Below are 22723 nucleotides of genomic sequence, written 5' to 3'. Positions count from 1 at the left end.
GGCTCCGCTGCGCTGCACTCCTCGCACTCACCGAGCCCGCCTTTCGTTCGCGACTGCGGGGCTCCGCTGCGCTGCACTCCTCGCGCTCACCGAGCCCGCCTTTCGTTCGCGACTGCGGGGCTCCGCTGCGCTGCACTCCTCGCGCTCACCGAGCCGCCCGCAGCGTTTCGGCCGCGGCGATCGCCGCCAGCACGGCGGCGGCCTTGTCGCGGGTCTCCTGCTCCTCGGCCACCGGTTCCGAGTCCGCGACCACCCCCGCGCCGGCCTGCACGTAGGCGCGGCCGTCGCGGATCAGCGCGGTCCGGATGGCGATCGCCATGTCCAGGTCGCCGCCGAAGCCGAAGTAGCCGACCGTGCCGCCGTAGACGCCCCGGCGAACCGGTTCCAACTCCTCGATGATCTCCATGGCCCGGACCTTGGGCGCGCCGGAGAGCGTCCCGGCCGGGAAGGTCGCGGCGAGCGCGTCGAACGCGGAACGGTCGTCACGCAGCGTGCCGGTCACGGTGGAGACGATGTGCATCACGTGGCTGTACCGCTCGATGGTCGCGAACTCCGGCACCTGGACGCTGCCCGGCTCGCAGACCCGACCCAGATCGTTGCGGCCCAGGTCGACGAGCATCACATGCTCGGCCCGCTCCTTGGGGTCGGCGAGCAGCTCGGCGGCGAGCCCGGCGTCGGCCGTGGCGGTGCCGCCGCGCGGCCGGGTGCCCGCGATGGGGTGCAGCAGCGCCCGTCGCCGCCCGTCCGCACCGGCGGTCACCTTCAGGTGCGCCTCCGGCGACGAGCCGACGATGTCGAACCCGTCGAAGCGCAGCAGGTACATGTACGGGCTGGGGTTACTGGTGCGCAGCACCCGGTAGACGTCCAGCGGGTCGGCGCGCGTCGCCCGCTCGAACCGCTGGGACAGCACGATCTGGAAGCACTCGCCGGCCCGGATCGCCTCCTTGGCCGCGTCCACGGCCTTCAGGTAACCACCCTCGGGCGTACGACAGAGCACCTCGCCGGCCGGTGGACGCTCGACCGTCGAGATCATCGGCGGGATCGGGCGGGACAACGCGGTGGTCATCGCGTCGAGCCGGCCCACCGCGTGGTGGTACGCGGCGGTGACGTGCGCGTCGCGGCCCGGGGCGTCCAGGGGCGGCAGCACCGCGTTGGCGACCAGGATCGCGGAGCCGTCGTAGTGGTCGAGCACCACCAGGTCGGTCGCGAGCATCATGCCCAGCTCCGGCACGCCGAGGTCGTCCTCGGTCAGCTCGGGCAGCCGCTCGAAGCGGCGGACGAGGTCGTACCCGAGATAGCCGACCATGCCCCCGGTCAGCGGCGGCAGGCCGTCGCCCGGGCCGTGCGGCGGGCCGGCGAGCGCGGCGACGGTGTCGCGCAGCACCCGCACCGGGTCGCCGTCGGTGGGCAGCCCGGCCGGCGGCTGACCCAGCCAGGTCGCCACGCCGTCGCGCTCGACGAGGGTCGCGCTGCTCCGGACGCCGATGAACGAGTACCGCGACCAGGCCGTGCCCGCCGAGCCGACGCCCTGCTCGGCTGATTCGAGCAGGAACGTGCCGGGCCCGCCGGCGAGCTTGCGGTAGACCCCCACCGGGGTCTCGGCGTCGGCCAGCAGCCGTCGGGTGACCGGTACGACGCGCCAGCGGGCGGCCAGCTCGGTGAAGGTGGCCAGGTCGGGGCTCACCGCGCCGTCGGTCATGCCTCGGCCCCTGTCACCGGCAGCTCGGTGAAGAAACACGTCCGGTGCCCGGTGTGGCAGGCCGCGCCGACCTGGTCGACGCTGACCAGGAGCGCGTCGCCGTCGCAGTCCAGGGCGACCGAGCGCACGTACTGGTGGTGCCCGGAGGTGGCGCCCTTGACCCAGTACTCCCGCCGGCTGCGCGACCAGTAGGTGGCCCGGCCGGTGGTGAGGGTGCGGTGCAGCGCCTCGTCGTCCATCCAGGCGACCATCAGCACCTCGCCGGAGTCGTGCGCACGCACCACGGCGGCGACCAGGCCGTCGGCGCTGCGGCGCAGTTGGGCCGCGATGGCCGGGTCGAGCCGGGACGGACGGACCGGCGCCACCGGGCCACTCGGTTCGCTGGGTACGCCGGTCACCGGCGCGTCAGGTACGGGCACAGTTTCCCATTGTCCCGCACGCGGCGTGGGCACCGGTGACGACTCCCGCCGAGGGTTCGGCCGATGGCCCACGGGCGACGCCAGCTGGGCCACGTAACGGTCGAGGCGGCCGTCGACCAGGGCGTCGGCCAGGTCGGCGCCGGACACGTCGGCGATCTCCCCCGCGTACGGGCGGATCAGCGGGAGGATGCCGGCGACCAGCCGCACGGCGGCAGCCCAGAGCTGCCCGGTGGCGCCCGGACGCAGGCCGAGGCAGAGCAGCATGTCCTCGCGGTAGCCGGCCGGGGCGACCGGCAGTTCCAGGGCCGCCGCGAACGCCGCCCGGCGCGACGACACCCGCACCGACGGGTTCGCCGGGCGCAGCACCGACGGGCAGAGGCGGGCCAGGTCCGCCACCGCGAGCCGCACCCCGAGGCGGTCGGCGGCGGCCCGCGCGGCGGCGGCCTTGCCGAGCAGGGCGATCAGCTCCTCCAGCCGGGGTGGCTCGGCGGGTTGGCAGAGCACCGGGAGATCGATCCGGGGTCGCCAGTGCGGGTCTGCCCAGAGCAGCCGAGCCGGTGCGCTGACCGGCAGTCCGAACGCCCAGTCGGCCGGCTCGCCGAGCCGGTGCACCCAGGAGCGGACGTCGCGCGCCGCCACCGAGACGTGGGTGAGCCGGCCGGCCGTCTCGGCCAGGTAGGCGCGACGGGCGGCGTACGGCGAGCCACCGACCAGCACGTCGAGGTCGACGTCGCTGTGCGCGGTGGCCGCCCGCCGGGCGTGACTGCCGCGCAACAGGATGCCGACGACCGGCCGTTCGGCGGCGTCTCGCAACCGCGCGGCCCAGTCCTCGAGAAATCCGCTGTGCGGTAACGGAGCGTGACCCACGGCGTCATCGTGCCGTACGCCCGATCGGCGCGCAATGCCCGTTGCCGGACCTGCTGTCCGGTCCGAAGCCTACTGCCCGTTCTCATGCTTGGCGCGACGGCGGGCGCGGCCGGCCGGGCGGGCGTTGCGCGGGCGACACCGACCCCTCTAGCGTGAAATTCAACGGATGATGAGTTTCTCGGAGGTGCGCGATGGACGACGCCATAGGCGTCCACGACCTGGTGGTCGATCGGGGCGGACGGCGGGTGCTGGACGGCATCAGCTGCGCCGTCCCGCGCGGCGCCGTCACCGGTCTGCTGGGGCCCAGCGGCAGCGGCAAGACCACGTTCATGCGCGCGGTGGTGGGCGTGCAGGTGGTGACCTCGGGGACGGTCACGGTGCTGGGCCAGCCGGCGGGCAGCCCGGCGCTGCGGCACCGGGTGGGCTACCTCACCCAGGCGCCGAGCGTCTACGCCGACCTGACCGTACGGGAGAACGCCCGCTACTTCGCGGCCCTGTACGGGCGGGGTCGGGCCGAGGCCGACGAGGCGGTAGCCGCCGTCGGGCTGGCCCAGGCGGCCGGTCAGCTGGTCGCCACCCTCTCCGGTGGCCAGCGCAGTCGGGCCTCGCTGGCCTGCGCCCTGGTCGGCGACCCGGAGCTGGTCATCCTCGACGAGCCGACCGTCGGCCAGGACCCGGTGCTGCGGGCCGACCTGTGGGCCCGGTTCCACGCCATGGCCGCGGCCGGCACCACCCTGCTGGTGTCGAGCCACGTGATGGACGAGGCGGCCCGCTGCGACCGACTGCTGCTGATCCGGGAGGGTCGCCTGATCGCCGACGACAGCCCGGACGCGATCCGCGCCGCCGCCGGCGTGGACGACCTCGACGAGGCGTTCCTGCGGCTGATCCGGGCCGGCGAGGAGAAGGCGTCGACGGGAGGCATGCCGTCATGAACGTACGCATTCTGGCGGCGACCATCGGCCGTGTCCTGCGCCAGCTCCGGCACGACCGGCGGACGATCGCGCTGCTCGTGGTGGTGCCGACGGTCCTGCTCACGCTGGTCTACTACATGTACGCCGACAAGCCGACACTGCCCGGGCAGCCGTCGGTGTTCGACCGGGTCGCCCTGGTGATGCTGGGGACCTTCCCCTTCGTGATCATGTTTCTCGTCACCAGCATCGCGATGCTGCGGGAACGCACGTCCGGCACGCTGGAGCGGCTGCTCACCACCCCGTTGGGCAAGCTCGACCTGCTCTTCGGGTACGGCATCGCGTTCGGGTTGGCCGCCGCCGTGCAGGCCACGTTGGCAGCCGGCCTGGCGTACTGGGTCTTCGATCTGCGAACTCTCGGCAGCAGCGGTCTGGTGATCGGGATCGCGGTCCTCGACGCGGTGCTCGGGGTCGCCCTCGGCCTGCTGTGCAGCGCCTTCGCCCGCACCGAGTTCCAGGCAGTACAGTTCCTCCCGGTCGTGGTGATCCCCCAGCTCCTGCTCTGCGGGCTGTTCGTTGCCCGCGCCGAGATGGCCGGCTGGCTCCAGGGGCTCAGTGACGCGCTCCCCCTGACGTACGCCATCGAGGCGTTGCAGGAGGTCGGCGCCCACGCCGAGCCGACCGCGACCATGTGGCGGGATGTGGGCGTGGTGTTCGGCGCGGTGGTGCTGGCGCTGGTGCTCGCGGCGGCGACCCTGCGGCGGCGCACCGGCTGACCGGTCGGCGGCCCGCGTGGCGCGGGCCGCCACTCACCGTCGGGGCGACCGGCGGTGTCAGCGGACGAGCGAGGGGCGGCGATGGCGCGGCGGACCGGTCGGCGACCCGGCAACCCGGACACCCGGGAGGCCATTCTCGAGGCGGCGCGGGCCGCGTTCGCCGAGCGGGGTTTCGACGCCGCCCCGATCCGTGCCATCGCCGCGACCGCCGGGGTGGATCCGGCGCTGGTGCACCACTACTTCGGCACCAAGGACCAGCTCTTCCGCGCCGCCATGAACTTTCCCGTGGACCCGGCCGCGCTGCTCCCGGCCGTGCTGGCCGGCGACCAGGACGCGGTCGGCGAGCGGCTGGTACGCACCTTCGTCGGCATCTGGGACTCCCCGGCCGGCAGTGCGGGCGTGGCGCTGTTGCGCTCGGCGGTGAGCAGCGAGTGGACCGCGCGCCTGCTGCGGGAGTTCGTCACCACGCAGGTACTCCGTCGGGTGCTCGACCAGCTCGACGTCGATCCGGCCCAGCTGCCGCTGCGCGGGGCGCTGGTCGCGACCCAGCTGATCGGTCTGGCCATGATCCGGCACGTGGTGCGGCTGGAGCCGGTGGCGTCGGCCGATCCGGAGACCCTGGTCGCGACCATCGGTCCCACCGTTCAGCGGTACCTGACCGGGCCGCTGCCGGCCTAGCCGAGCGACGGGCGTTGTCACGCGGCACGGCAGCACGGCCGGCAGCGCACGACCAGCGTGGCACGTGGCGTCTGGCGCGGCCGGTCAGCGGGGCGGCTGGGCGTCGGCGGGGCGGCGTAGCGGCGGGAGCAGCCGGCCCAACTCGTCCGGGCCGCTCAGCGGGCATGGGAACGCCAGCCGGACACGTCGTCGCGCGCCGGGCCGGCCGAGGGCCACCACCAGCCCGTACCGGTCGACACGCACCACGCGTGGCGGTCCGTCCGGAGCCTGCTCGGTCAGCCCGAGCTGCCGGCGCAGGTAGTCGGTGACAGCGGCGGGCTCGCGCTCGGCGAAGTCGGCCAGCAGCAGCGACTCGAACGGGTGCACCGGGTCGGGCTCCGCCTCGGCGTACTCCCCCGGGTCGATCCGGTGCACGACGCCGGCCCGCTCCCAGCGGACCTCGGCCACCTCGAAGCGGAACAGCCGGAAGCGGGTGCCCACGTCGAGCAGGTCACCGGTCGGCTCGACGGCGGCGAAGTCGACCGCCGCCCGGCGTGCCTCGTCGTCGTGCAGTTCGGCGGCCCAGCCGGACACCCAGGCCCGTCCGAGACCGGGAGCGCCGGCCGCGGGCGGCAGGTCGAGGACGTCCAGGACCACCGCGACGTCGGCGCCCCCGGCGACGGGCTGGAGCGCGGCGCCCAGGTGGCTGGCCACGGGAACGAGCAGCAGCACCCGCCCGTCGGGGTCGGTCACGTGCCGGGTGTGGTGCGGGCCCGGGCGGCGCGCCAGGTGGACGAGGCCGGGCAGGCGACCGGCGACGAGGGTACGGACGATCTCGGCGGGGCTGGGCCGCATGGCGCAACCTCCTTCAAAGGTTAGCCTTACCTAACCGGAGCGTAGAGCACCAGGACCACCCCGTCCACCAGCGAATGCCCGCGGACACCGACCTGTTACCGGGTCTGCTCCAGCCAGGAGGCGTACAGCAGCCCGTAGACCGAGTCGGCGTCGCGGACCAACTCGTCGTGCGGGCCGCGCTGCACGATGCGCCCCCGGTCCACGACGATGACCTCGTCGGCGGCCTGGGCGGTGGAGAGCCGGTGCGCGATGGCGAGTGTCGTACGCCCGCGCGTGACGGCGTCCAGCGTGCGCTGCAACCGCACCTCGGTCGCCGGATCAACCGCGCTGGTCGCCTCGTCCAGCACCAGCAGGTCGGGGTCGGCCACGTACGCCCGGGCCAGCGCGACGAGCTGCCGCTCCCCCACGCTCAGCGCCTCGCCACGCTCCCCGACCGGTGTGTCCAGGCCGGCGGGCAGACCGTCCAACCAGTCCGCCAGGCCCAACTCCGTGAACGCCGCCGTCAACTCCTCGTCGGTCAGCTCCGGCCGGGCGAACCGCACGTTGTCCCCGACCGTCGCGTCGAAGAGGAACCCGTCCTGCGGCACCATCACCACCCGCGAGCGCAGCGAGTCGAAGCGCACCTGCGCCAGCGGCACGCCGGACAGCAGCACCGCCCCCGCCGACGGGTCCATCAGTCGGGTGAGCAGCTTCGCGAAGGTCGTCTTGCCGCTGCCCGTCTCGCCGACCACCGCCACCCGGCTCTTCGCCGGGATCTCCAGGTCGATGTCGTGCAGCACCGGCGGCCCACCCGGGTAGGCGAACCGCACCCCGGCGAACCGGATGTCCAGCGGACCGATCGGCAGGTTCCGGCCCTGTTCCCCGGGGTCCGCGACGTCCGGAGCGACGTCCAGCACGTCCAGCACCCGCCGCCAGCCCGCGATCGCGTTCTGCGCCTCGTTGAGCACCTCGGTGGCGATCTGCACCGGCTGGATGAACAGCGTCACCAGGAAGAGGAACGCGGTCAGCTGGCCGATCGACAGCGTGCCGTCCACGCCCAGCGTCACACCGAGCACCACCACGCCGGCCAGCGCCAGCCCGGCGGCCAGCTCGCCGACCGAGCTGCCCACGATGCTGATCCGGATCGCCCGCTGCTGCGCGACACGCTGCGCGTCGATGGCCTCGTCCAGCCGCCGCTCGGTACGCCCCGCGATGCCGTAGGCCCGGATCACCGGCGCGCCCACCACGCTCTCACCGATCGCGCCCAGCAACGCGCCGGTGCGTTGACGCACCGTCGCGTAGGCCGCGCCGAGGCGGCGCTGCAACTGGCGGATGACGAGCACCGCCGGCAGGAACGCCACGAGCACCACCAGGGTCAACTGCCAGGAGTACGCCAGCATCACGGCCGTCGTCACCACCAACTGACCCAGGTTGACCAGCAGGATCACCCCGCCCCACTGGAGGAACTGGGTGATCTGGTCGACGTCGCTGGTCACCCGCGAGACCAGCGACCCGCGCCGCTCCGACTGCTGGTGCAGCATCGACAGGTCGTGCACGTGCCGGAACGCCCGCGTCCGCACGTTCGCCAACGCCGTCTCGCTGACCGTGAACAGCCGGCGCATCATCAGGTAGCCGCAGGCCGTGGTGACCACGAGGATCGCCGCGGTGACCACCACCACCGACCAGACGACGTCCAGCTTCAGGCCGCCGACGATGCCGCGGTCGATGCCCTGCTGCACCGCCACCGGAACGGCCACCCGGCCCACCATGTAGACCAGGGCCAGGGCCAGGGTGGCGGCCAGGCCGGTCCGCAGCTCCGGTGAGAGGGCCAGCCCCCGCCGCAGCGTCTGCCAGGTCGTCTCCGTCCGCGCGTCACGCTCGTCAGTCGTCACCGTCGTACTCAATGGTCCACCTCGATCTCCAGGCCCGACGGCAGCGGTGCCACCTCGTCGTCGTACGCGCGTTCCTGCGCGCGGTCGACCTCCGCCTGCTCGTAGGCGGTGACCAGGTCCACGTACCCGGGCACGGTGGCCAGCAGCTCGGTGTGCGTGCCCCGCGCGACCACCCGCCCCTGCTCCACGTAGATGACCTCGTCGGCGAGGGCGATGGTGGCCCGGCGGTACGCCACCACCAGGATCGACGCGGCGGGCACCCCCGGCTCGCCGGCCGACGCGCGCAGCCCGGCGAGGATGGCCGCCTCCACGCGGGGGTCGACGGCGCTCGTCGCGTCGTCGAGCACCAGCAGGCGTGGCCGCCCGGCGAGCGCGCGGGCCAGCGTGAGCCGCTGCCGCTGCCCGCCGGAGAGCGAGGTGCCCCGCTCGCCGACCATCGTGTCCAGCCCGTCCGGCAGCGCCGCGACGAACCCGTCCGCCTCGGCCAGGCGCAGCGCCGCCCACACGTCCTCGTCCCCGATGCCGTCCCGGTCCAGGGCGATGTTGGCCCGTACGGTGTCGTCGAAGACGAACGGCACCTGCGCCACGAGCGCGACGGTGCCGGCCAGCGAGGCGGCGGTCAGGTCGCGGACGTCCACGCCGTCCAGCGCGACGGTGCCCGAGTCCGGGTCGACCAGGCGTACGGCCAGCGAGGCGATGGTGGACTTCCCAGCGCCGGTCGGCCCGACCAGGGCGACAGTGCGGCCGGCCGGGACGGTGAAGGCGACGTCCCCGAGCACCTGCGCACCGGGCTGGTGGGCCTCGGCCGGCGGGTAGGAGAAGTGCACGTCGGTGAACGTGAGGGTGGCCGGGCCGGGGGTGGCCGGGTCGAGTACCCGCTGGCCGTACGGCATCTCGCCGGTGGCGTCGAGCACCCGGCGCACCCGGTCCCAGCCGGCGACGCTGCGCGGCAGCTCGGCCAGCACCCAGCCGATCGCCCGCACCGGAAAGGCCAGCACGGTGAAGAGGAAGGCCACGCTGACCAGCTCGGTGACACTGATCGCGCCCTGGCGCAGCCGGATCGCCCCGACCACGAGCACGGCCAGGGTGCCGAGGCTGGGCAGTGTCTCCAGCAGCGGGTCGAAGACGCCCCGCAGCCGGCCGACCGCGATCAGGGCGTCGCGCAGCTCACCGGCGCGGCCGGCGAACCGGGTCGTCTCCTGCGCCTCGCGGCCCATCGTCTTGACCACCAGCGCGCCGTCGAAGCTCTCGTGCGCGATGCCGCTGACCTCGGCGCGCAACCGCTGCGCGCGGGCCTGGCGGGGCGCCATCCGGCGGGAGTAGACCACGTTGAGCGCGAACAGCGCGGGAAACACCGCGAGACCGACGAGGGCGAGAGCCCAGTCGGTGGCGAACAGCGAGACGATCGCGCCGACCAGCATCACCAGCGTGCCGACCGCGAAGGGCAGCGGGGCGATCGGATACCAGGCCGCCTCCACGTCGGAGTTGGCGTTGGACAGCAGCGTGCCGGTGGCGTTGCGGTGGTGCCACGACAGCGGCAGGTCCAGGTAGCGGCGGGTGACCCGGCGACGGTAGGCGGCCTGGAGCCGGTACTGCATGTAGCCGGCGCCGAGCCGACGGCCGAAGATGCCGACCACCCGCAGCACGCTGATCCCGAACAGCGCGACCGCCGCCAGCGTCAGGGCGCCGACGCCGACCTCGCCGCGCGCGACCGCCGGCACGACCACGTCGCCGACGACCGCACCCACCACGTACGCGCTGACGATGACCATCGAGCCGAACAGCACGCTGCCGACCACGGCGACCGTGAAGATCCGTGGCTGTTCCCGGATCGCCTGCCGCAGAACCCCCAGCCCTCTGCCGAGCACGTCCCGGCTTGTCCTGCTCGCCACGCTCTCCCCCGCCGTAAGCCACAATTATCTACCTCATCCTTACCGTTGCGGACCGGCACTGCCGACCCGGACGGGATATGTCGACCATCACGTACCGGGCGCCACGGAACGACCCGGTCCCGCTCGGCGCGCGGCCACGAAGGTCCGGGCCTACGATCGACCCATGTCGCGGTACGCCCGAGCCGAGCGCGAGGCGCTGGCCGATCTCCTCCTGGCCCTCGGGCCCGACGCACCGACGATCAACGAGGACTGGGCGACCCGCGACCTGGCCGCGCACCTGGTGCTGCGCGAGCGCCGTCTGGACGCGGCCGCCGGGATCATGCTGGCGCCGCTGCGGGGGTACGCCGAACGGGTCCGCCGCCGGCTCGCCGCCGGTCCCTACCCGGAGCTGGTGGCGCAGGTACGCCGGCCGCCGCTCTGGAGCCCGATCAGCAACCCGTTGACCGACGAGCTGGTCAACACGATGGAGTTCTTCATCCACCACGAGGACGTGCGGCGGGCCGTCCCGGGATGGCAGCCCCGCGAGCTGTCCCGCGACCTGCAGGCCACCCTGTGGAAGCGGGCCGCCCCGATGGCCCGGCTGACGCTGCGACGCTTCCCGGCGGACCTCTACGTGCAGGCGCCCGGGTACGGCGAGGTCTCCGTCGGCCGGGGCGGCGAACGGCTGCGGATGGTGGGCGCCCCGGCCGAGTTGACCCTGTTCCTCTCCGGACGCCAGCGGGTGGCCCGGGTCCAGCTGGACGGTCCGGTGTCGTCCGCTCGACAATTGCGCAACGCCAACCTGGGCATGTGACTTACTGCACTTAATCGGTCACAGCAAGCGGGACGAATGCCCCAGTCCCAGCGATGCGCACCGATACCTCCTCCCGTACGCTTCAGCGCGCCGTTCCGCGCCGGGGCGGCACGATGTGGGGGCACACGAATGCGAAGTTTCGCAATCTCGGCGCTACGGGAACCCTCCTTCACGGCGGGGCGCCACAAGTCCACGGATCGGGTAGCCAACGAAAGCGTCGAGTGGGCGCGCGCTTTCGGGCTGGTCAACTCCGGTCAAATTCATCGACTGCAACGGGCGGACGCCGCCGGTCTGGCGGGCCGAGCCTGCCCGGACGGGCCGGTGCGGGGCCTTCGGCTCCTCACCGATCTGATCTCCTGGCTCTTCGTCATGGACGACACCTGCGACGAGGACGGTCTCGGGGCCGATCCGGAGCGGCTCGCACCGGTCATCGCCGCCCTGCTCGACGTGCTGGACCGCGCTGGCGCCCCGGGCGCCCTGCTGCCGCCGGAGGCCGGCCCGCTGGGCGTCGCGCTGCACGACCTGTGCCGCCGGACCCGGGCCGAAGGCCGGGCGCCGATGCTGCTGCGGTTCGTCAGCCAGGTACGCCAGTACCTGCTCGCGCTGCTCTGGGAGGCCACCAACCGGGAACGCCGGCGGGTGCCCGGGGTGACGGAGTACGTCCAACTACGTCGACACATCGGCGGCGTACACCCCTGCCTCACCCTGACCGACCTCGCGTCGGAGCAGCCGCTCGGACCGTACCGACGGACCGATCCGGCACTGACCGCCCTGGACCTGCTGGCCGTGGACCTGGTCTGCTGGTGCAACGACCTCTTCTCGTACGGCAAGGAGAGCCGGTCCGACCCGGACGCGCACAACCTGGTGACGGTCATCGCCCAGGAGGGCGGCCTCGACGAGGCGGACGCGCTGCGGGCGGCAGCGGACCGTTTCAACCGGGGGTTGGCGGCGTACCTGGTGGCCGAGGAGGGCTTGCTGGCCAGCGGTGTCGAGGCGTTGCGCTCGCCGTTGGCCGCGCGGCGCAACTGGGTCCGGGCCACCTACGACTGGTCAGTCGTGGCCGCCCGCTACGCCTGATCGATCGCGCCGGTCGGCGCGACTGGGTCACCGGACGATCACCGGCACTAGCCGATGCCCGGTATCAGGCAATACTCTTCGGTAACCACCATGACGTGACGACCGTCACGCCACCACCCCCGAAGGCGGCTACAGCGATGGCTCTCGATGTACCGTACCGCTCCATCCCGGACATGTTCCTCAAGCGCGTGGCGGCCACCCCCGACCGGCACGCGTTCGCGTCCCCTACCCCTGACGACTCGGGGCCCGACTGGCTGACCTGGGAGCAGGTCGGCCAGCGCGCCAAGGCCGTCGCCGCCGGCCTGCACGCGCTCGGCGTGGGCCAGGAGAACCCGGTCGCGATCCTCGCCAACACCCGGCTGGACTGGGTTGTCGCCGATCTCGGCATCATGTGCGCAGGCGGGGCGACCACCACCGTCTACCCGACCACCGAGCCGGCGGACGCGACGTACATCATCGCAGACTCCGCCTCGCGGGTGCTCTTCGCCGAGAACCCGGCGCAGGCCGCCAAGATCGTGGGCGCGGACCTGCCGGCGTTGACCCACGTGGTGCTCTTCGACGGCGCCCCCGACCCGAACGCCGCGATCCCCCAGCTCACCCTCACCGAGCTGGAAGAGCGGGGCACCCGGGCGCTGGTCGCCGAGCCCGACCTGATCGACATGCTCGTCGGCGGCATCGGCCCCGACCACCTGGCCACCCTGATCTACACCTCCGGCACCACCGGCCAGCCCAAGGGTGTCGAGCTGCTGCACGGCGGCTGGTGCTGGGAGGCGGTGGCGCAGGCCGACGTCGGTTTGCTGCGCGACGACGACCTGCAGTATCTGTGGTTGCCGCTGGCGCACTCGTTCGGCAAGACGGTGCTCTGCGGCGCGATCCACGTCGGCCTGCCGACCTACGTCGACGGGCGGGTGGAGAAGCTGGTCGACCTGCTCGCGGTGATCCGACCGACGCTGATGTGCGGCGCTCCCCGGGTCTTCGAGAAGGTCTACAACTGGGCGGTGACCACCGCGCAGGGCGCCGGCGGCGCGAAGGCGAAGATCTTCGCCTGGGGTGTCCAGGTCGGCAAGGAGAAGGTCGCGCTGGAGCAGGCCGGTAAGCCGGTGCCGGCGGGGGTGAAGCTGCGCTACGGGCTGGCCGAGAAGCTGGTGTTCAGCAAGCTCCAGGCCGGCCTCGGTGGTCGGATGCGGGTGCTGGTCTCCGGCGCCGCGCCGCTCAGCCCGGAGATCGCCACCTTCTTCGCTGCCGCCAACCTCCCCATCTCGGAGGGCTACGGCCTCACCGAGACCAGCGCCGGCAACTTCGTGAATCCGCCCGACGGTCTGCGGATCGGCACCGTCGGGCAGGCGATGGGCGACCTGGAGTGCCGGATCGACACCGACGGCGAGATCCTGGTCCGCGGTCGGCCGGTGATGCGTGGCTACCACAACCTGCCCGAGGAGACCGCCGCCGCCTTCACCGAGGACGGCTTTTTCCGCACCGGCGACATCGGCACGCTCGACGAGCAGGGATACCTGCGGATCACCGACCGCAAGAAGGACCTGGTCAAGACCTCGGGCGGCAAGTACATCGCGCCGTCGCACATCGAGGGGATGTTCAAGGCCATCTGCCCGTACACCTCGCAGGCGGTCGTGGTGGGGCAGGCCCGCAACTTCTGCACGATGCTCGTCACGCTCGACCCGGACGCCATTCGGGGCTGGGTGGCCGGCGGTCCGCTGGAGGGCCGCGACTACACCGAGATCGTCGCCTCGCCGGAGGCGCAGGCGATGGTCGAGGAGTACGTCGCCCAGCTCAACGCCAAGCTGAACCGCTGGGAGACGATCAAGAAGGTGGCGATCCTGCCGCGTGACCTGACCATCGAGGACGGCGAGATCACTCCCTCGCTGAAGATCAAGCGGCGGGGCGTGGAGAGCAACTTCGCCGCCGAGATCGACAAGATGTACGCCGGCACCCTCGCCGAGCTGTAGCAACGGACCGCCGGTGGCCCCGCACCCGCTCGGGTGTGGGGCCACCGGCGTCTCGATCGGCTGTCCGCCGGTCTTCAGGCGATGACCGACGGCTCCGGCCACCGCTGCCGGCCGCTGCGGTCCAGGTCGTAGCGGACCGTGGCGATGCGCTCCACGGCCTCCACCAGCTCGGCGGCCGGCAGGGTGAACGGCAGCCGCAGGAAACGTTCCAGGGTACCGTCCAGACCGAAGCGGGGGCCGGGCGCGAGCCGGACACCGACCTCCTCGGCGGCCCGGGCGAGCGCGCTGGAGACCGGGCCGTCCAGTTCCGCCCAGAGGGTCACACCGCCGCGTGGCACGGTCACCCGCCAGTCCGGGAGTCGGTGCGCCAGCGCGCCGAGCAACGCGTCGCGCTGGGCGGCGAGCTGCGTCCGGCGGTCGGCGACGATGGCTGCCGCGTCGGCGAGCAGGCGCACCGCGACCAACTGGTCGAGCACCGGGCTGGACATGTCCACGCCGACCCGCACGGCGGCCAGCCGCTGCACCTGCGGCGCGGAGGCGCGCACCCAGCCGATCCGCAGGCCACCCCAGTACGGCTTGCTCATCCCCCCGATGCTGACCACCCGGGAGTGCCTGTCGAACGTGGCCGTGGGAGGGGGCAGCTCGGCCCCGTCCAGCGGAAGGTCCACGAAGGACTCGTCGACGATCAGGTCGGTGCCCACGGCGTGGGCGGCGGCGACCACCCGCTCGCGCAACGCGGCGGGCATCAGGTGCCCGGTCGGGTTCTGGAACTCCGGGATCAGGTACGCCAACTTGGGCCGGGTCTGCCGCAGGCTGCCCAGCAGCAGGTCCGGCTCCCAGCCACCGGCGTCCGCGGACAGCCCGTGTGTGGTGATCCGGGCCCGCCGCCCGGCCAGCGCGGCGAGCGCGTTGGGGTAGGTGGGTGACTCGACCAGTACGCTCCCGCCGGGGGCCAGGGCGAGACGCAGCACCAGGTCCAGGGCGTGCTGCGTGCCGCTGGTGACCATGATCTGGTCGGCCGAGGTGGGCAGGCCCCGCGCGGTGTAGCCGTCGGCCACCGCCTCGCGCAGCTCGGCGATGCCGGTCGGGTGGTAACCGGCGCCGCCCAGGTAGCGGGGCAGGTCCTCGACGGCGGCCCGGGCGGCCCCGAGCAGTTGGGGCGGGGCGGCCAGGGCGGCGACGCCGAGGTCGATCATGTCCCGGTCGTCCAGCGGGGTCCACAGGCCGGTGCTGGCGACCCGGTGGTTGCCGGGCAGCATCGTCCAACTGCCGGCGCCCCGGCGGCTGGCCAGGTGGCCGGTCTCGCGCAGTTCCCGGTACGCGGCGGTGACCGTGGTACGGCTGATCCGCAGCGCCTCGGCCAGCTCACGTTCCGCCGGCAGCCGCACGCCCAGGGGGAGCCGGGCGTCGGCGAGCAGCCCGCGTACCGCACCGGCGAGCGCCGCGTAGTCGGGGCTGCGGCGACGGCCCGGCAGCGCGTGCCACTGCCCCAGCAGCCGCGCTAATTGGACCCCTCGAACCTGACCGCTCATGGCCACTCCTCGGATATTGGCTTCTTCCTCCGGGAGGATTGGCACCTAGAGTGGCATGCATGGCACTGATTGGCAATCTCCGGGAGCGGCCGGTCCGACGGCTCAGCCAGCTCTACGCCGGCCTCGTCCTCTACGGGGTGAGCATGGCCCTGATGGTCCGCTCCGGCCTGGGCCTCGACCCGTGGGACGTCTTCCACCAGGGGTTGTCCAGACTGACCGGGCTCTCCTTCGGCACGGTCACCATCGGCGTCGGCGCCCTGGTGCTGCTGCTGTGGATCCCGCTACGACAGCGGCCCGGCCTCGGCACCGTCAGCAACGTGCTGGTGGTCGGCCTGGTGGTGGACGCCACCCTGGCCCTGCTGACCACCGGTGGCCCCCTCGGCGTCCGCATCGCCCTGTTGATCACCGGGATCGTCGCCAACGGCGCCGCCACCGCGCTCTACCTCGGCGCCCGCCTGGGTCCGGGCCCACGCGACGGGCTGATGACCGGCTTCGTCGCCCGTCATCCCCGCTTCTCGGTGCGGCTGGTGCGGACCGTCATCGAGATCACCGTGCTCGCGCTGGGCTGGCTGCTCGGCGGCACGGTCGGCCTGGGCACCATCGCGTACGCGCTGGCCATCGGCCCCCTGGCGCAGTTCTTCATCCCGCTCGTCGCGGTGCCCCCGGCCAAGGACGACGTCGACGACGAACCGGCGGTCACTGCCGGTGATCCCTCGCACGCTCCGGCCGCCTGAGCGCTCACCGACCGTTCACCGACCGGCACGCCGCGCTGGTGGAAGCGGGCTCGTTGGAGGGTGGGTGTTCCCTTCCGCGTCGCTCGCCGTCATCATCACTGCATGGGGGAGAACGGTTGGCGCTGGAGCGACGCATGGATCTTCGTGTCGTTGGTCATCGCGAGCGGGGCCGGACGGCACCGACGCTCCGCGACCAGCCGCCGGCCGGAGGGGGTACGTCTGACCGACGTGCTGTCCACCGCCGACCATCTCAACCACGCGATCCCCGAACGACACGAGGTGGAGGCCGCGGTCCAACGGCTGGTCGGCGCGGGCCTGGTCACCGTCGCCGACGGGTGGTTCCGCATCACCACGGAGGGTGAGCAGCTCTGGCGCAGCCGTCCCCGCGCCGGCGTCGCCACCATGGTGGACACGGTCCAGGGGGTGCTCAGCCGCCGGCACGCGCCCGGCAGCGCCGACTGGATCCTGGAGGAGGCCGACCACGCGGCCGCCGTGCAGGAGTACGCGGTCCGCTCGATCCCCACCCCCCGCCGGTCACCCGAGGACCACTCCGGCGGCCACTGAAACCGAATGCAGATCTTGGACACTTTCCGTTAGCAGCTAACGGAAAGTGTCCAAGATTTTGACGGTGAAGCCGCGCCGATTGGCGCGGGTGGGGGTCAGCGGGGGCGCCGGACGGGCGCGGCGGGTAGCCGTAGGACAAGCAGGTGCATGGGCGTGCCGTCGGGCATCGCCGATCCGCCGACCCGCTGCCACCCCGCCCGCTGGTAGATGGCGCGGGCGGGTGCCGCCGGGTTGGCCGCGAGGGTCGCCCACCGTTCGGGCCGCCCGTCGAGGAGCCGACCGATGAGCTCCGCACCGATTCCCGCACCGCGCCGATCGGGATGAACGACCCACTCCATCACCGCGAACTTGTCGGCGGCCCGCAGGTCGGCGGGAGGCTCGACGTCGGCGCGCGCCCACCACCGTCCGGCGGACATCGTCCATCCGTACGCCGCACCCACCAGCACGCCTGCGTCCTCGGCGACCACGAGGGTGAACCCCGGGCGTCGGGACTCGTCGGGCAAGCCGTCGGCGAAACCGGCCACCTGCTCCGGTCCCTCGTCGTACGGCGGCTCCGCGTAGACGATCGCGTACAAACGCATCAGCGCCGCAAACACGGTCGTCGCCGATTCGGGGGTGTGCACGGTGTACGTGACGGGCACGGCGGAGGAGCCTAGGCCCGAATCCGGTCGGCGAGATCAGCGAACGCGGGCCGGGCCCGTTCCACTGCGGGTACCGCACTCGTGACCTGGGCGGCAACTGAGCGCAGCGAGTTGTTGTGCAGGTGGGGCGGCAGTGCGTCGAGACTGTCGGCGGCGTGCCGCAGTCCGTCCGGGATGTGGCCGCCCCGAATCAGCCGGGCTGCCTGATGCAGTTGCACCTGGGCACGTAGCCGCGCCTGCGAGCCCGGATACAGGCCGAGGGCCAGATCCTGCGCGACCTCGGCGTCGGCCAGCCGGCCGGCGTGGGTGTACACCCACGATTCGGTGTGGTGGACCCGATGCTCCGGCCACCCCCACAGCGACTCCACGTCACGCACGATCGTGGCCGGCAACCGCTGGGCGAGGTCGGCGAGTTGCCGCACACCGAGCTGTCGCAGGGACAGTCCGGCGCTCTCTCGATGCTGCCTGAGCAACTTCCCGAAGGCGTCCATAGTCGGCTCCCAGCGTGTGCAGGAGCGTGTGCACACCGCGCACGCCTGCCGTATGGGCAGCTTATCGGCCAGGCTCGACGTGTCAGCCCCGCTGACAGAGCCGCTTCCGGCGGGAGTGGCGGAACTGTCTCTGCCGTTCGGGTGGTACCCACACCTATTGCCCTCGGAGCCGAGCATGACCGAAAGCCTTCAGGTGCCTGCGGGCACCCTGCTGCACCTGCTGGCACGGGAGATCATCCCCAATCCCACCAACCGCGACGAACTGGTGTGGGCGGTGGTCGTAGACCAGCAGCCGGCCGGCGGCATGGTGCGGATGCGGGGGCACACGTGTGCCAGCCCCATTCCGGAGTGTGCGGGCGGGTGGTGCTTCGAGGCACAGGTATCGGTCGCGGCGATCCGAGCGAACATGGGTGGAGCGCGGTGAGTGCATCCGCCGCCGAACAACTACTCACCTGCTGGTGGCGGATTCTGGCCGAGCACGAGCCGCGTCACGGGCGATGCCCGGTCTGCGGCACACGCGCCCGGTGCTGGGCCTGGGCGGGAGCATTCGCAGATTTGGTCGCGCACGACGCGTACCATCTGGGTGCGCCGTCACCCTGCGCCGACGGTCGGCGGTGACCCTCGGTCACCTCCGTGGAGGGCGGATGCGGTCGTGAGCGGTATACCAGAGAGTCATATCCATACCTCTGAGGTATACCGCTCAACAGCACATCGACACGGCGGCAGCCACAGCGGATCAGCGGCGTCGATGTTCGAGTCGCGTGAGTCAGGGCCGCGGGTTGGCGTGCTTGACCCCGTCGATGAATGCCCGCCACGCCGCCACGGTCACGACCAGGGACGGGCCGCACGGGGCCTTGGAGTCACGGATGCCGACCGCGTGCGACGCCAGAGCGACTTCGACGCACTGCGCATTTTCGTTCAAGCTGCGGCTGCTCTTGCGCCAGGTGGCGGTGGTCAGGAAGTCGCGCTTCATGTGGTCTTCCTCCGGTATGAGCCCGCTAGGCCGTGTGTCAAAGCCCCTGGCCGGCCTGCGGAGGCCGAGAGGACCGACCGTTTCGGCCGCTGGTGAACCGTCGCTCGCGGGCCCGTGGTCCGGCCGGATCGGAGCCGCCCCCTCCATTGAGCGTGATGCCTGTGGGTCATCAAGATGACTCACAGGCATCACCCTCATCGTGGTGTCCGCCGTCCGCCCCTCTGCTCGACCGAGGACCTTGACACACGGCCTAGCGCACCGGGTGGCCGCTGCGGCGCAGGGCGTCCTTGACCTCGCCGACGGTCAGCTCGCCGAAGTGGAAGACACTGGCCGCGAGGACCGCGTCGGCCCCGGCCCCGATCGCGGGCGGGAAGTGCGCCACCTCGCCGGCGCCGCCGCTGGCGACGACCGGTACGTCCACCACCGCCCGCACCGCGCCGATCAGTTCCAGGTCGAAGCCCGCCTTGGTGCCGTCGGCGTCCATCGAGTTGAGCAGGATCTCCCCTGCGCCCAGCTCGGCGACCTGCCGGGCCCAGCCGACCGCGTCGATGCCGGTGCCGCGTCGGCCACCGTGGGTGGTGACCTCGAACCCGCTGGGCGTGCCGCCGGCCGGCGCACGGCGTACGTCGAGGGAGAGCACGAGCACCTGCCGGCCGAACCGGTCGGCGATCTCGGCGATCAGCTCCGGCCGCGCGATGGCGGCGGTGTTCACGCCGACCTTGTCGGCCCCGGCGCGCAGCAGCGTGTCGACGTCGCCGACCTGCCGGACCCCGCCCCCGACGGTCAGCGGGATGAAGACCGACTCGGCGGTGCGGCGCACCACGTCGAGCATGGTGCCCCGGTCACTGGAGGACGCGGTGACGTCGAGGAAGGTCAACTCGTCGGCGCCGGCCCGGTCGTACGCGGCGGCCAGCTCGACCGGGTCGCCGGCGTCGCGCAGGTCGAGGAAGTTGACCCCCTTGACCACCCGCCCGGCGTCCACGTCGAGACAGGGGATCACCCGTACCGCCACCGTCATGCCGTCACCCTATCCTCCGCGTGCGGCGCGGCGGCCGACCCGAGGGGCCGATCGCCGTGCAGGACGTCCACGTCACACCCGGACGAGCATCTTGCCCAGGTTCTCGCCGCGCAGCAGGCCCAGGAACGCCGCCGGGGCGTTCTCGATGCCGTCGACGACCGTCTCGTCGTACGAGAGTTTGCCCTCGCGCAGCCAGCCGGCCACGTCCTGGACGAACGTCGCGCGCACGTCGTTGTGGTCGTTGACCAGGAACCCGCGCAGGGTGAGCCGCTTGCCGATGACCAGCGCCAGGTTGCGCGGCGCGGCCGGCGGCTCGGTGGCGTTGTACTGCGCGATCATGCCGCAGATCGCGACCCGGCCGTGCAGGTTCATGGCCGAGATCGCCGCCTCCAGGTGGTCGCCGCCGACGTTGTCGAAGTACACGTCGATGCCGTCCGGGGCGGCCGTGCGCAACGAGTCGCGGACCGACCCGTCGTGGTAGTCGAACGCGGCGTCGAAGCCGAGCGCCCGGAGCCGCTCGACCTTCGCGGCCGAGCCGGCGCTGCCGATCACCCGGCCCGCGCCCTTGAGCTTGGCGATCTGGCCCACCAGGCTGCCGACCGAGCCGGCCGCGGCGGAGACGAAGACCGTCTCGCCGGGCTTCAGGGCGGCGACCTCCAGCAGGCCGGCGTACGCGGTCAGGCCGGGCATGCCGAGCACGCTCAGGTACGCGCTGGCCGGGGCGATGCTCGCGTCGACCGTGCGCGCACGGTTGGCGTCGAGCAGCGCGTACTCCCGCCAGCCGAGCCCGTGCAGGACGGTGTCGCCCACGGAGATGTCGGGTGACTCGCTGGCCACCACCTCGCCGACGGCGGCCCCGTCGAGCGGGGCGTCGAGCGCGAACGGCGGCACGTACGACTTGACGTCGTTCATCCGTCCCCGCATGTACGGGTCGACGGAGACGTACTGGTTGCGGACCACGATCTGGCCCGGTCCGGGCGTCGGGACGTCGGTCTCGACGAGCCGGAAGGTGTCCTCGGTGGGCCAGCCCTCGGGGCGGCGGGCCAGGTGGATCTCGCGATTGCTGGTCATCGGGTGGTCGTCCTCTCGTACGCGGATGGGGGCGGGGTCCGCGCCGGTCAGGCGGCCAGGGCCTCGCGGACGGTCAGCGCGACGTCGATGTTGCCGCGGGTGGCGTTCGAGTACGGGCAGACCTGGTGAGCCTGCTCGACGAGCTGCTCGGCGGTCTCCCGAGGAACGGCCGGCAGGTCGACGACGAGCTGCGCGGTGAGCCCGAAGCCACCGCTGCCGTTCGGGCCGATGCCGACCTCGGCGGAGACGACGGAGCCGGTCACGTCGGCCTTGGCGCGGCGGCCGACGATGCGCAGTGCGCTGTGGAAGCAGGCCGCGTAGCCGGCGGCGAAGAGCTGCTCCGGGTTGGCGGCGCCGCCCGCGCCACCCAGCTCCTTCGGCGACGCCAGGTCCAGGGCGAACGTGCCGTCGGAGGTCTCGACGTGGCCGTCGCGGCCGTCACCGGTGGCGGTCGCGGACGCGGTGTAGAGAACCTGCATGGTGGTCACTGCTCCTTCTGTCGGTGGATGGTCTCGGTGACCCGGGTGAGGGTGTCGCGCAGCGCGACAAGCTCGTCGATGCCGAGTCCGGTGGCCTGCGCGATCCGCAGCGGGACGCCGCACAGCCGCTCGCGCAGCGCCCGACCCTGCTCGGTGAGGCTGACCTCGACCCGCCGTTCGTCGCGCGCCGAACGCTGACGCGCCACCAGTCCGGCGTTCTCCAGCCGCTTGAGCAGCGGCGAGAGGGTGCCGGAGTCGAGCCGCAGCTCGGTGCCCAGCTCAGACACCGTGGGCGGGTCGTCGGGGCGTTCCCAGAGCACCAGCAGCACCAGGTACTGCGGGTAGGTCAGCCCGGCCTCGTCGAGGATCGGCCGGTACACGTCGGTGAGGGCGCGTGACGCGGCGTAGAGCGCGAAGCACACCTGCCGGCGCAGCACCAGGTCATCGGTCACCGTTGAACCGTAGTCCGCAACTAAGTTGTGCACAACCTATCAGTGCGGAGTGCGGCCGTGACGACCGCCACCGACGCCACCCCGATCCGCAACGCCTAGGCGGTCTGCGCGGCCGCGTCCCCGACATGTACCACCCGACCGTTCACCGTGGCCGTGCAGCCCGCCGTGAGGGCCAGGTCACCGGCCCGGACCACCCGGGAGTAGCCGTAACTCTGCTCCCACGGCCCTCCCGAGCCCAGCCGGGTGACCGTCACGCCTCGGCCAGGGTGCGCAGCGCCTCGGACACCGTGAACGCGCCCGCGTACAGGGCCTTGCCGGCGATCACGCCCTCCACACCCAGCGGCTCCAGCGTGGCCAGCGCCCGCAGGTCGTCCAAGGTGGACACGCCACCGGAGGCGATCACCGGACGGTCGGTACGCGCGCACACGTCCCGCAGCAGATCCAGGTTCGGCCCGCGCATGGTGCCGTCCTTGGTGATGTCGGTGACCACGTACCGGGTGGCACCCGCCTTGTCCAGGCGCTCCAACACCTCGTACAGGTCACCGCCGTCGCGGGTCCAACCCCGCGCGGACAACGTCTGACCCCGTACGTCCAACCCGATGGCGACCCGGTCGCCGTACTCCCCCACCACCCGGTCACACCACTCCGGGTTCTCCAGGGCGGCGGTGCCGATGTTCACCCGGCTCGCCCCGGTGCCCAGCGCGGCGCGCAGCGACTCGTCGTCGCGGATGCCACCGGACAACTCCACCTGCACGTCCAACTGACGCACCACCTCGGCGAGCAGGTGCGCGTTGGTGCCCCGGCCGAACGCCGCGTCCAGGTCGACCAGGTGGATCCACTCCGCGCCGTCGCGCTGCCACGCCAACGCCGCGTCCAGCGGGTCGCCGTAGACGCTCTCGCTGCCGGCGGCGCCCTGCACGAGCCGGACGGCCCGGCCGTCGGCGACGTCCACGGCGGGTAACAGGGTCAGGCTCACGGTCTTCTCCTCGA

Annotated in this window: 24 protein-coding genes and 1 pseudogene; 9 read left to right on the top strand and 16 right to left on the bottom strand. The window is 72.6% G+C overall.

The genetic code is table 11. The annotated features are described in order from the left end of the window. Positions 1 to 145 precede the first annotated feature (145 nt). From ACGFH9_RS09755 to ACGFH9_RS09745, 3 genes and pseudogenes are all read right to left on the bottom strand, one after another. Positions 146 to 1699, bottom strand: a complete 1554-nt coding sequence (locus ACGFH9_RS09755) for an anthranilate synthase component I (protein ID WP_393217165.1) — start codon at positions 1697 to 1699, stop codon at positions 146 to 148. After that, a complete protein-coding gene (gene hisI / locus ACGFH9_RS09750; RefSeq protein ID WP_393217185.1) occupies positions 1696 to 2118 on the bottom strand; it encodes a phosphoribosyl-AMP cyclohydrolase in 423 nt (140 codons plus the stop codon). Before hisI ends, ACGFH9_RS09755 begins: the two co-directional genes overlap by 4 nt. A 180-nt stretch (positions 2119 to 2298) precedes the next feature. Further along, positions 2299 to 2622, bottom strand: a pseudogene (locus tag ACGFH9_RS09745) (phosphoribosyl-AMP cyclohydrolase); the annotation flags it as partial. Between the two features lie 554 nt (positions 2623 to 3176). Between ACGFH9_RS09745 and ACGFH9_RS09740 the strand changes: the two are divergent. The 3 genes from ACGFH9_RS09740 to ACGFH9_RS09730 all read left to right on the top strand — a co-directional run bounded on the left by ACGFH9_RS09740 (position 3177) and on the right by ACGFH9_RS09730 (position 5347). Then, entirely contained in the window at positions 3177 to 3917 is a 741-nt protein-coding gene (locus ACGFH9_RS09740) for an ABC transporter ATP-binding protein (RefSeq protein ID WP_393217164.1), read from the top strand. Next, the gene (locus tag ACGFH9_RS09735) at positions 3914 to 4669 is read left to right on the top strand and encodes an ABC transporter permease (protein ID WP_355236776.1); all 756 of its coding nucleotides are present in this window, start codon (positions 3914 to 3916) and stop codon (positions 4667 to 4669) included. Before ACGFH9_RS09740 ends, ACGFH9_RS09735 begins: the two co-directional genes overlap by 4 nt. A gap of 81 nt (positions 4670 to 4750) precedes the next feature. Continuing rightward, entirely contained in the window at positions 4751 to 5347 is a 597-nt protein-coding gene (locus ACGFH9_RS09730; protein WP_355236773.1) for a TetR family transcriptional regulator, read from the top strand. An 84-nt stretch (positions 5348 to 5431) separates the two neighbouring features. Here the strand turns inward: ACGFH9_RS09730 and ACGFH9_RS09725 are convergent, their stop codons facing one another. The 3 genes from ACGFH9_RS09725 to ACGFH9_RS09715 form a co-directional block, all read right to left on the bottom strand. Further along, positions 5432 to 6181, bottom strand: coding sequence for a DUF2470 domain-containing protein (locus tag ACGFH9_RS09725; RefSeq protein ID WP_393217163.1), 750 nt, complete (start codon positions 6179 to 6181; stop codon positions 5432 to 5434). A gap of 95 nt (positions 6182 to 6276) precedes the next feature. Further along, a complete protein-coding gene (locus tag ACGFH9_RS09720; protein WP_393217162.1) occupies positions 6277 to 8052 on the bottom strand; it encodes an ABC transporter ATP-binding protein in 1776 nt (591 codons plus the stop codon). 8 nt (positions 8053 to 8060) lie between these two features. Further along, entirely contained in the window at positions 8061 to 9944 is a 1884-nt protein-coding gene (locus tag ACGFH9_RS09715) for an ABC transporter ATP-binding protein (RefSeq protein WP_393217161.1), read from the bottom strand. A 163-nt stretch (positions 9945 to 10107) separates the two neighbouring features. Here ACGFH9_RS09715 and ACGFH9_RS09710 point away from each other — a divergent pair, with 163 nt between their 5' ends. The 3 genes from ACGFH9_RS09710 (at position 10108) to ACGFH9_RS09700 (ending at position 13778) form a co-directional block, all read left to right on the top strand. Further along, a complete protein-coding gene (locus tag ACGFH9_RS09710) occupies positions 10108 to 10737 on the top strand; it encodes a TIGR03085 family metal-binding protein (protein WP_393217160.1) in 630 nt (209 codons plus the stop codon). A 129-nt stretch (positions 10738 to 10866) separates the two neighbouring features. Continuing rightward, positions 10867 to 11814: a terpene synthase gene (locus tag ACGFH9_RS09705; protein WP_393217159.1), complete on the top strand. Its 948-nt coding sequence runs from the start codon at positions 10867 to 10869 to the stop codon at positions 11812 to 11814. A 137-nt stretch (positions 11815 to 11951) separates the two neighbouring features. Then, positions 11952 to 13778, top strand: a complete 1827-nt coding sequence (locus ACGFH9_RS09700) for an AMP-dependent synthetase/ligase (RefSeq protein WP_393217158.1) — start codon at positions 11952 to 11954, stop codon at positions 13776 to 13778. 74 nt (positions 13779 to 13852) lie between these two features. Here the strand turns inward: ACGFH9_RS09700 and ACGFH9_RS09695 are convergent, their stop codons facing one another. Continuing rightward, on the bottom strand, positions 13853 to 15310 hold the full coding sequence (locus ACGFH9_RS09695) for a PLP-dependent aminotransferase family protein (RefSeq protein WP_393217157.1): 1458 nt from the start codon (positions 15308 to 15310) through the stop codon (positions 13853 to 13855). A 59-nt stretch (positions 15311 to 15369) separates the two neighbouring features. On the opposite strand from ACGFH9_RS09695, the gene ACGFH9_RS09690 reads away from it, so the two are divergent. Beyond that, positions 15370 to 16044, top strand: coding sequence for a YitT family protein (locus ACGFH9_RS09690; protein ID WP_393217156.1), 675 nt, complete (start codon positions 15370 to 15372; stop codon positions 16042 to 16044). 102 nt (positions 16045 to 16146) lie between these two features. After that, entirely contained in the window at positions 16147 to 16608 is a 462-nt protein-coding gene (locus ACGFH9_RS09685; protein ID WP_393217155.1) for a hypothetical protein, read from the top strand. A 95-nt stretch (positions 16609 to 16703) separates the two neighbouring features. Here ACGFH9_RS09685 and ACGFH9_RS09680 read toward each other — a convergent pair whose 3' ends face one another. Further along, positions 16704 to 17249, bottom strand: coding sequence for a GNAT family N-acetyltransferase (locus ACGFH9_RS09680; protein ID WP_393217154.1), 546 nt, complete (start codon positions 17247 to 17249; stop codon positions 16704 to 16706). A gap of 11 nt (positions 17250 to 17260) precedes the next feature. Continuing rightward, a complete protein-coding gene (locus ACGFH9_RS09675; RefSeq protein WP_393217153.1) occupies positions 17261 to 17740 on the bottom strand; it encodes a hypothetical protein in 480 nt (159 codons plus the stop codon). A gap of 175 nt (positions 17741 to 17915) precedes the next feature. On the opposite strand from ACGFH9_RS09675, the gene ACGFH9_RS09670 reads away from it, so the two are divergent. Further along, positions 17916 to 18164 (top strand): hypothetical protein, encoded by a 249-nt coding sequence (locus tag ACGFH9_RS09670; protein ID WP_393217152.1) that lies wholly within the window; start codon positions 17916 to 17918, stop codon positions 18162 to 18164. 342 nt (positions 18165 to 18506) lie between these two features. Here the strand turns inward: ACGFH9_RS09670 and ACGFH9_RS09665 are convergent, their stop codons facing one another. The 7 genes from ACGFH9_RS09665 to priA all read right to left on the bottom strand — a co-directional run bounded on the left by ACGFH9_RS09665 (position 18507) and on the right by priA (position 22709). Then, positions 18507 to 18713, bottom strand: a complete 207-nt coding sequence (locus ACGFH9_RS09665; RefSeq protein ID WP_393217151.1) for a DUF397 domain-containing protein — start codon at positions 18711 to 18713, stop codon at positions 18507 to 18509. 250 nt (positions 18714 to 18963) lie between these two features. Further along, positions 18964 to 19731, bottom strand: coding sequence for an imidazole glycerol phosphate synthase subunit HisF (gene hisF / locus ACGFH9_RS09660; RefSeq protein WP_393217150.1), 768 nt, complete (start codon positions 19729 to 19731; stop codon positions 18964 to 18966). A gap of 72 nt (positions 19732 to 19803) precedes the next feature. Beyond that, positions 19804 to 20802, bottom strand: a complete 999-nt coding sequence (locus ACGFH9_RS09655; protein WP_393217149.1) for an NADP-dependent oxidoreductase — start codon at positions 20800 to 20802, stop codon at positions 19804 to 19806. A 47-nt stretch (positions 20803 to 20849) separates the two neighbouring features. Continuing rightward, positions 20850 to 21281, bottom strand: a complete 432-nt coding sequence (locus ACGFH9_RS09650) for an organic hydroperoxide resistance protein (RefSeq protein WP_393217148.1) — start codon at positions 21279 to 21281, stop codon at positions 20850 to 20852. 5 nt (positions 21282 to 21286) lie between these two features. Continuing rightward, positions 21287 to 21733: a MarR family winged helix-turn-helix transcriptional regulator gene (locus ACGFH9_RS09645; RefSeq protein WP_393217147.1), complete on the bottom strand. Its 447-nt coding sequence runs from the start codon at positions 21731 to 21733 to the stop codon at positions 21287 to 21289. 95 nt (positions 21734 to 21828) lie between these two features. Continuing rightward, positions 21829 to 21987 carry a hypothetical protein gene (locus ACGFH9_RS09640; RefSeq protein WP_393217146.1) on the bottom strand — a complete coding sequence of 53 codons (159 nt, stop codon included), beginning with the start codon at positions 21985 to 21987 and terminating at the stop codon, positions 21829 to 21831. Then, positions 21984 to 22709, bottom strand: a complete 726-nt coding sequence (gene priA, locus ACGFH9_RS09635; RefSeq protein WP_393217145.1) for a bifunctional 1-(5-phosphoribosyl)-5-((5-phosphoribosylamino)methylideneamino)imidazole-4-carboxamide isomerase/phosphoribosylanthranilate isomerase PriA — start codon at positions 22707 to 22709, stop codon at positions 21984 to 21986. Before priA ends, ACGFH9_RS09640 begins: the two co-directional genes overlap by 4 nt. Between the last annotated feature and the right edge of the window lie 14 nt (positions 22710 to 22723).

This window comes from Micromonospora sp. NPDC049102 (assembly GCF_043197485.1).
GTDB lineage: Bacteria > Actinomycetota > Actinomycetes > Mycobacteriales > Micromonosporaceae > Micromonospora.
The sequence above is the reverse complement of the archived record's forward strand: the minus strand, read 5'-3'. Positions and strand labels throughout refer to the sequence as shown.

Excerpts from the sequence above, each read along its gene's own strand:
- ACGFH9_RS09755 (WP_393217165.1), bottom strand. The coding sequence starts at position 1,699 with ATGACCGACGGCGCGGTGAGCCCCGACCTGGCCACCTTCACCGAGCTG.
- ACGFH9_RS09740 (WP_393217164.1), top strand. The coding sequence starts at position 3,177 with ATGGACGACGCCATAGGCGTCCACGACCTGGTGGTCGATCGGGGCGGA.
- ACGFH9_RS09735 (WP_355236776.1), top strand. The coding sequence starts at position 3,914 with ATGAACGTACGCATTCTGGCGGCGACCATCGGCCGTGTCCTGCGCCAG.
- ACGFH9_RS09730 (WP_355236773.1), top strand. The coding sequence starts at position 4,751 with ATGGCGCGGCGGACCGGTCGGCGACCCGGCAACCCGGACACCCGGGAG.
- ACGFH9_RS09725 (WP_393217163.1), bottom strand. The coding sequence starts at position 6,181 with ATGCGGCCCAGCCCCGCCGAGATCGTCCGTACCCTCGTCGCCGGTCGC.
- ACGFH9_RS09710 (WP_393217160.1), top strand. The coding sequence starts at position 10,108 with ATGTCGCGGTACGCCCGAGCCGAGCGCGAGGCGCTGGCCGATCTCCTC.
- ACGFH9_RS09705 (WP_393217159.1), top strand. The coding sequence starts at position 10,867 with ATGCGAAGTTTCGCAATCTCGGCGCTACGGGAACCCTCCTTCACGGCG.
- ACGFH9_RS09700 (WP_393217158.1), top strand. The coding sequence starts at position 11,952 with ATGGCTCTCGATGTACCGTACCGCTCCATCCCGGACATGTTCCTCAAG.
- ACGFH9_RS09695 (WP_393217157.1), bottom strand. The coding sequence starts at position 15,310 with ATGAGCGGTCAGGTTCGAGGGGTCCAATTAGCGCGGCTGCTGGGGCAG.
- ACGFH9_RS09690 (WP_393217156.1), top strand. The coding sequence starts at position 15,370 with ATGGCACTGATTGGCAATCTCCGGGAGCGGCCGGTCCGACGGCTCAGC.
- ACGFH9_RS09685 (WP_393217155.1), top strand. The coding sequence starts at position 16,147 with ATGGGGGAGAACGGTTGGCGCTGGAGCGACGCATGGATCTTCGTGTCG.
- ACGFH9_RS09675 (WP_393217153.1), bottom strand. The coding sequence starts at position 17,740 with ATGGACGCCTTCGGGAAGTTGCTCAGGCAGCATCGAGAGAGCGCCGGA.
- ACGFH9_RS09670 (WP_393217152.1), top strand. The coding sequence starts at position 17,916 with ATGACCGAAAGCCTTCAGGTGCCTGCGGGCACCCTGCTGCACCTGCTG.
- ACGFH9_RS09665 (WP_393217151.1), bottom strand. The coding sequence starts at position 18,713 with ATGAAGCGCGACTTCCTGACCACCGCCACCTGGCGCAAGAGCAGCCGC.
- hisF (WP_393217150.1), bottom strand. The coding sequence starts at position 19,731 with ATGACGGTGGCGGTACGGGTGATCCCCTGTCTCGACGTGGACGCCGGG.
- ACGFH9_RS09655 (WP_393217149.1), bottom strand. The coding sequence starts at position 20,802 with ATGACCAGCAATCGCGAGATCCACCTGGCCCGCCGCCCCGAGGGCTGG.
- ACGFH9_RS09650 (WP_393217148.1), bottom strand. The coding sequence starts at position 21,281 with ATGCAGGTTCTCTACACCGCGTCCGCGACCGCCACCGGTGACGGCCGC.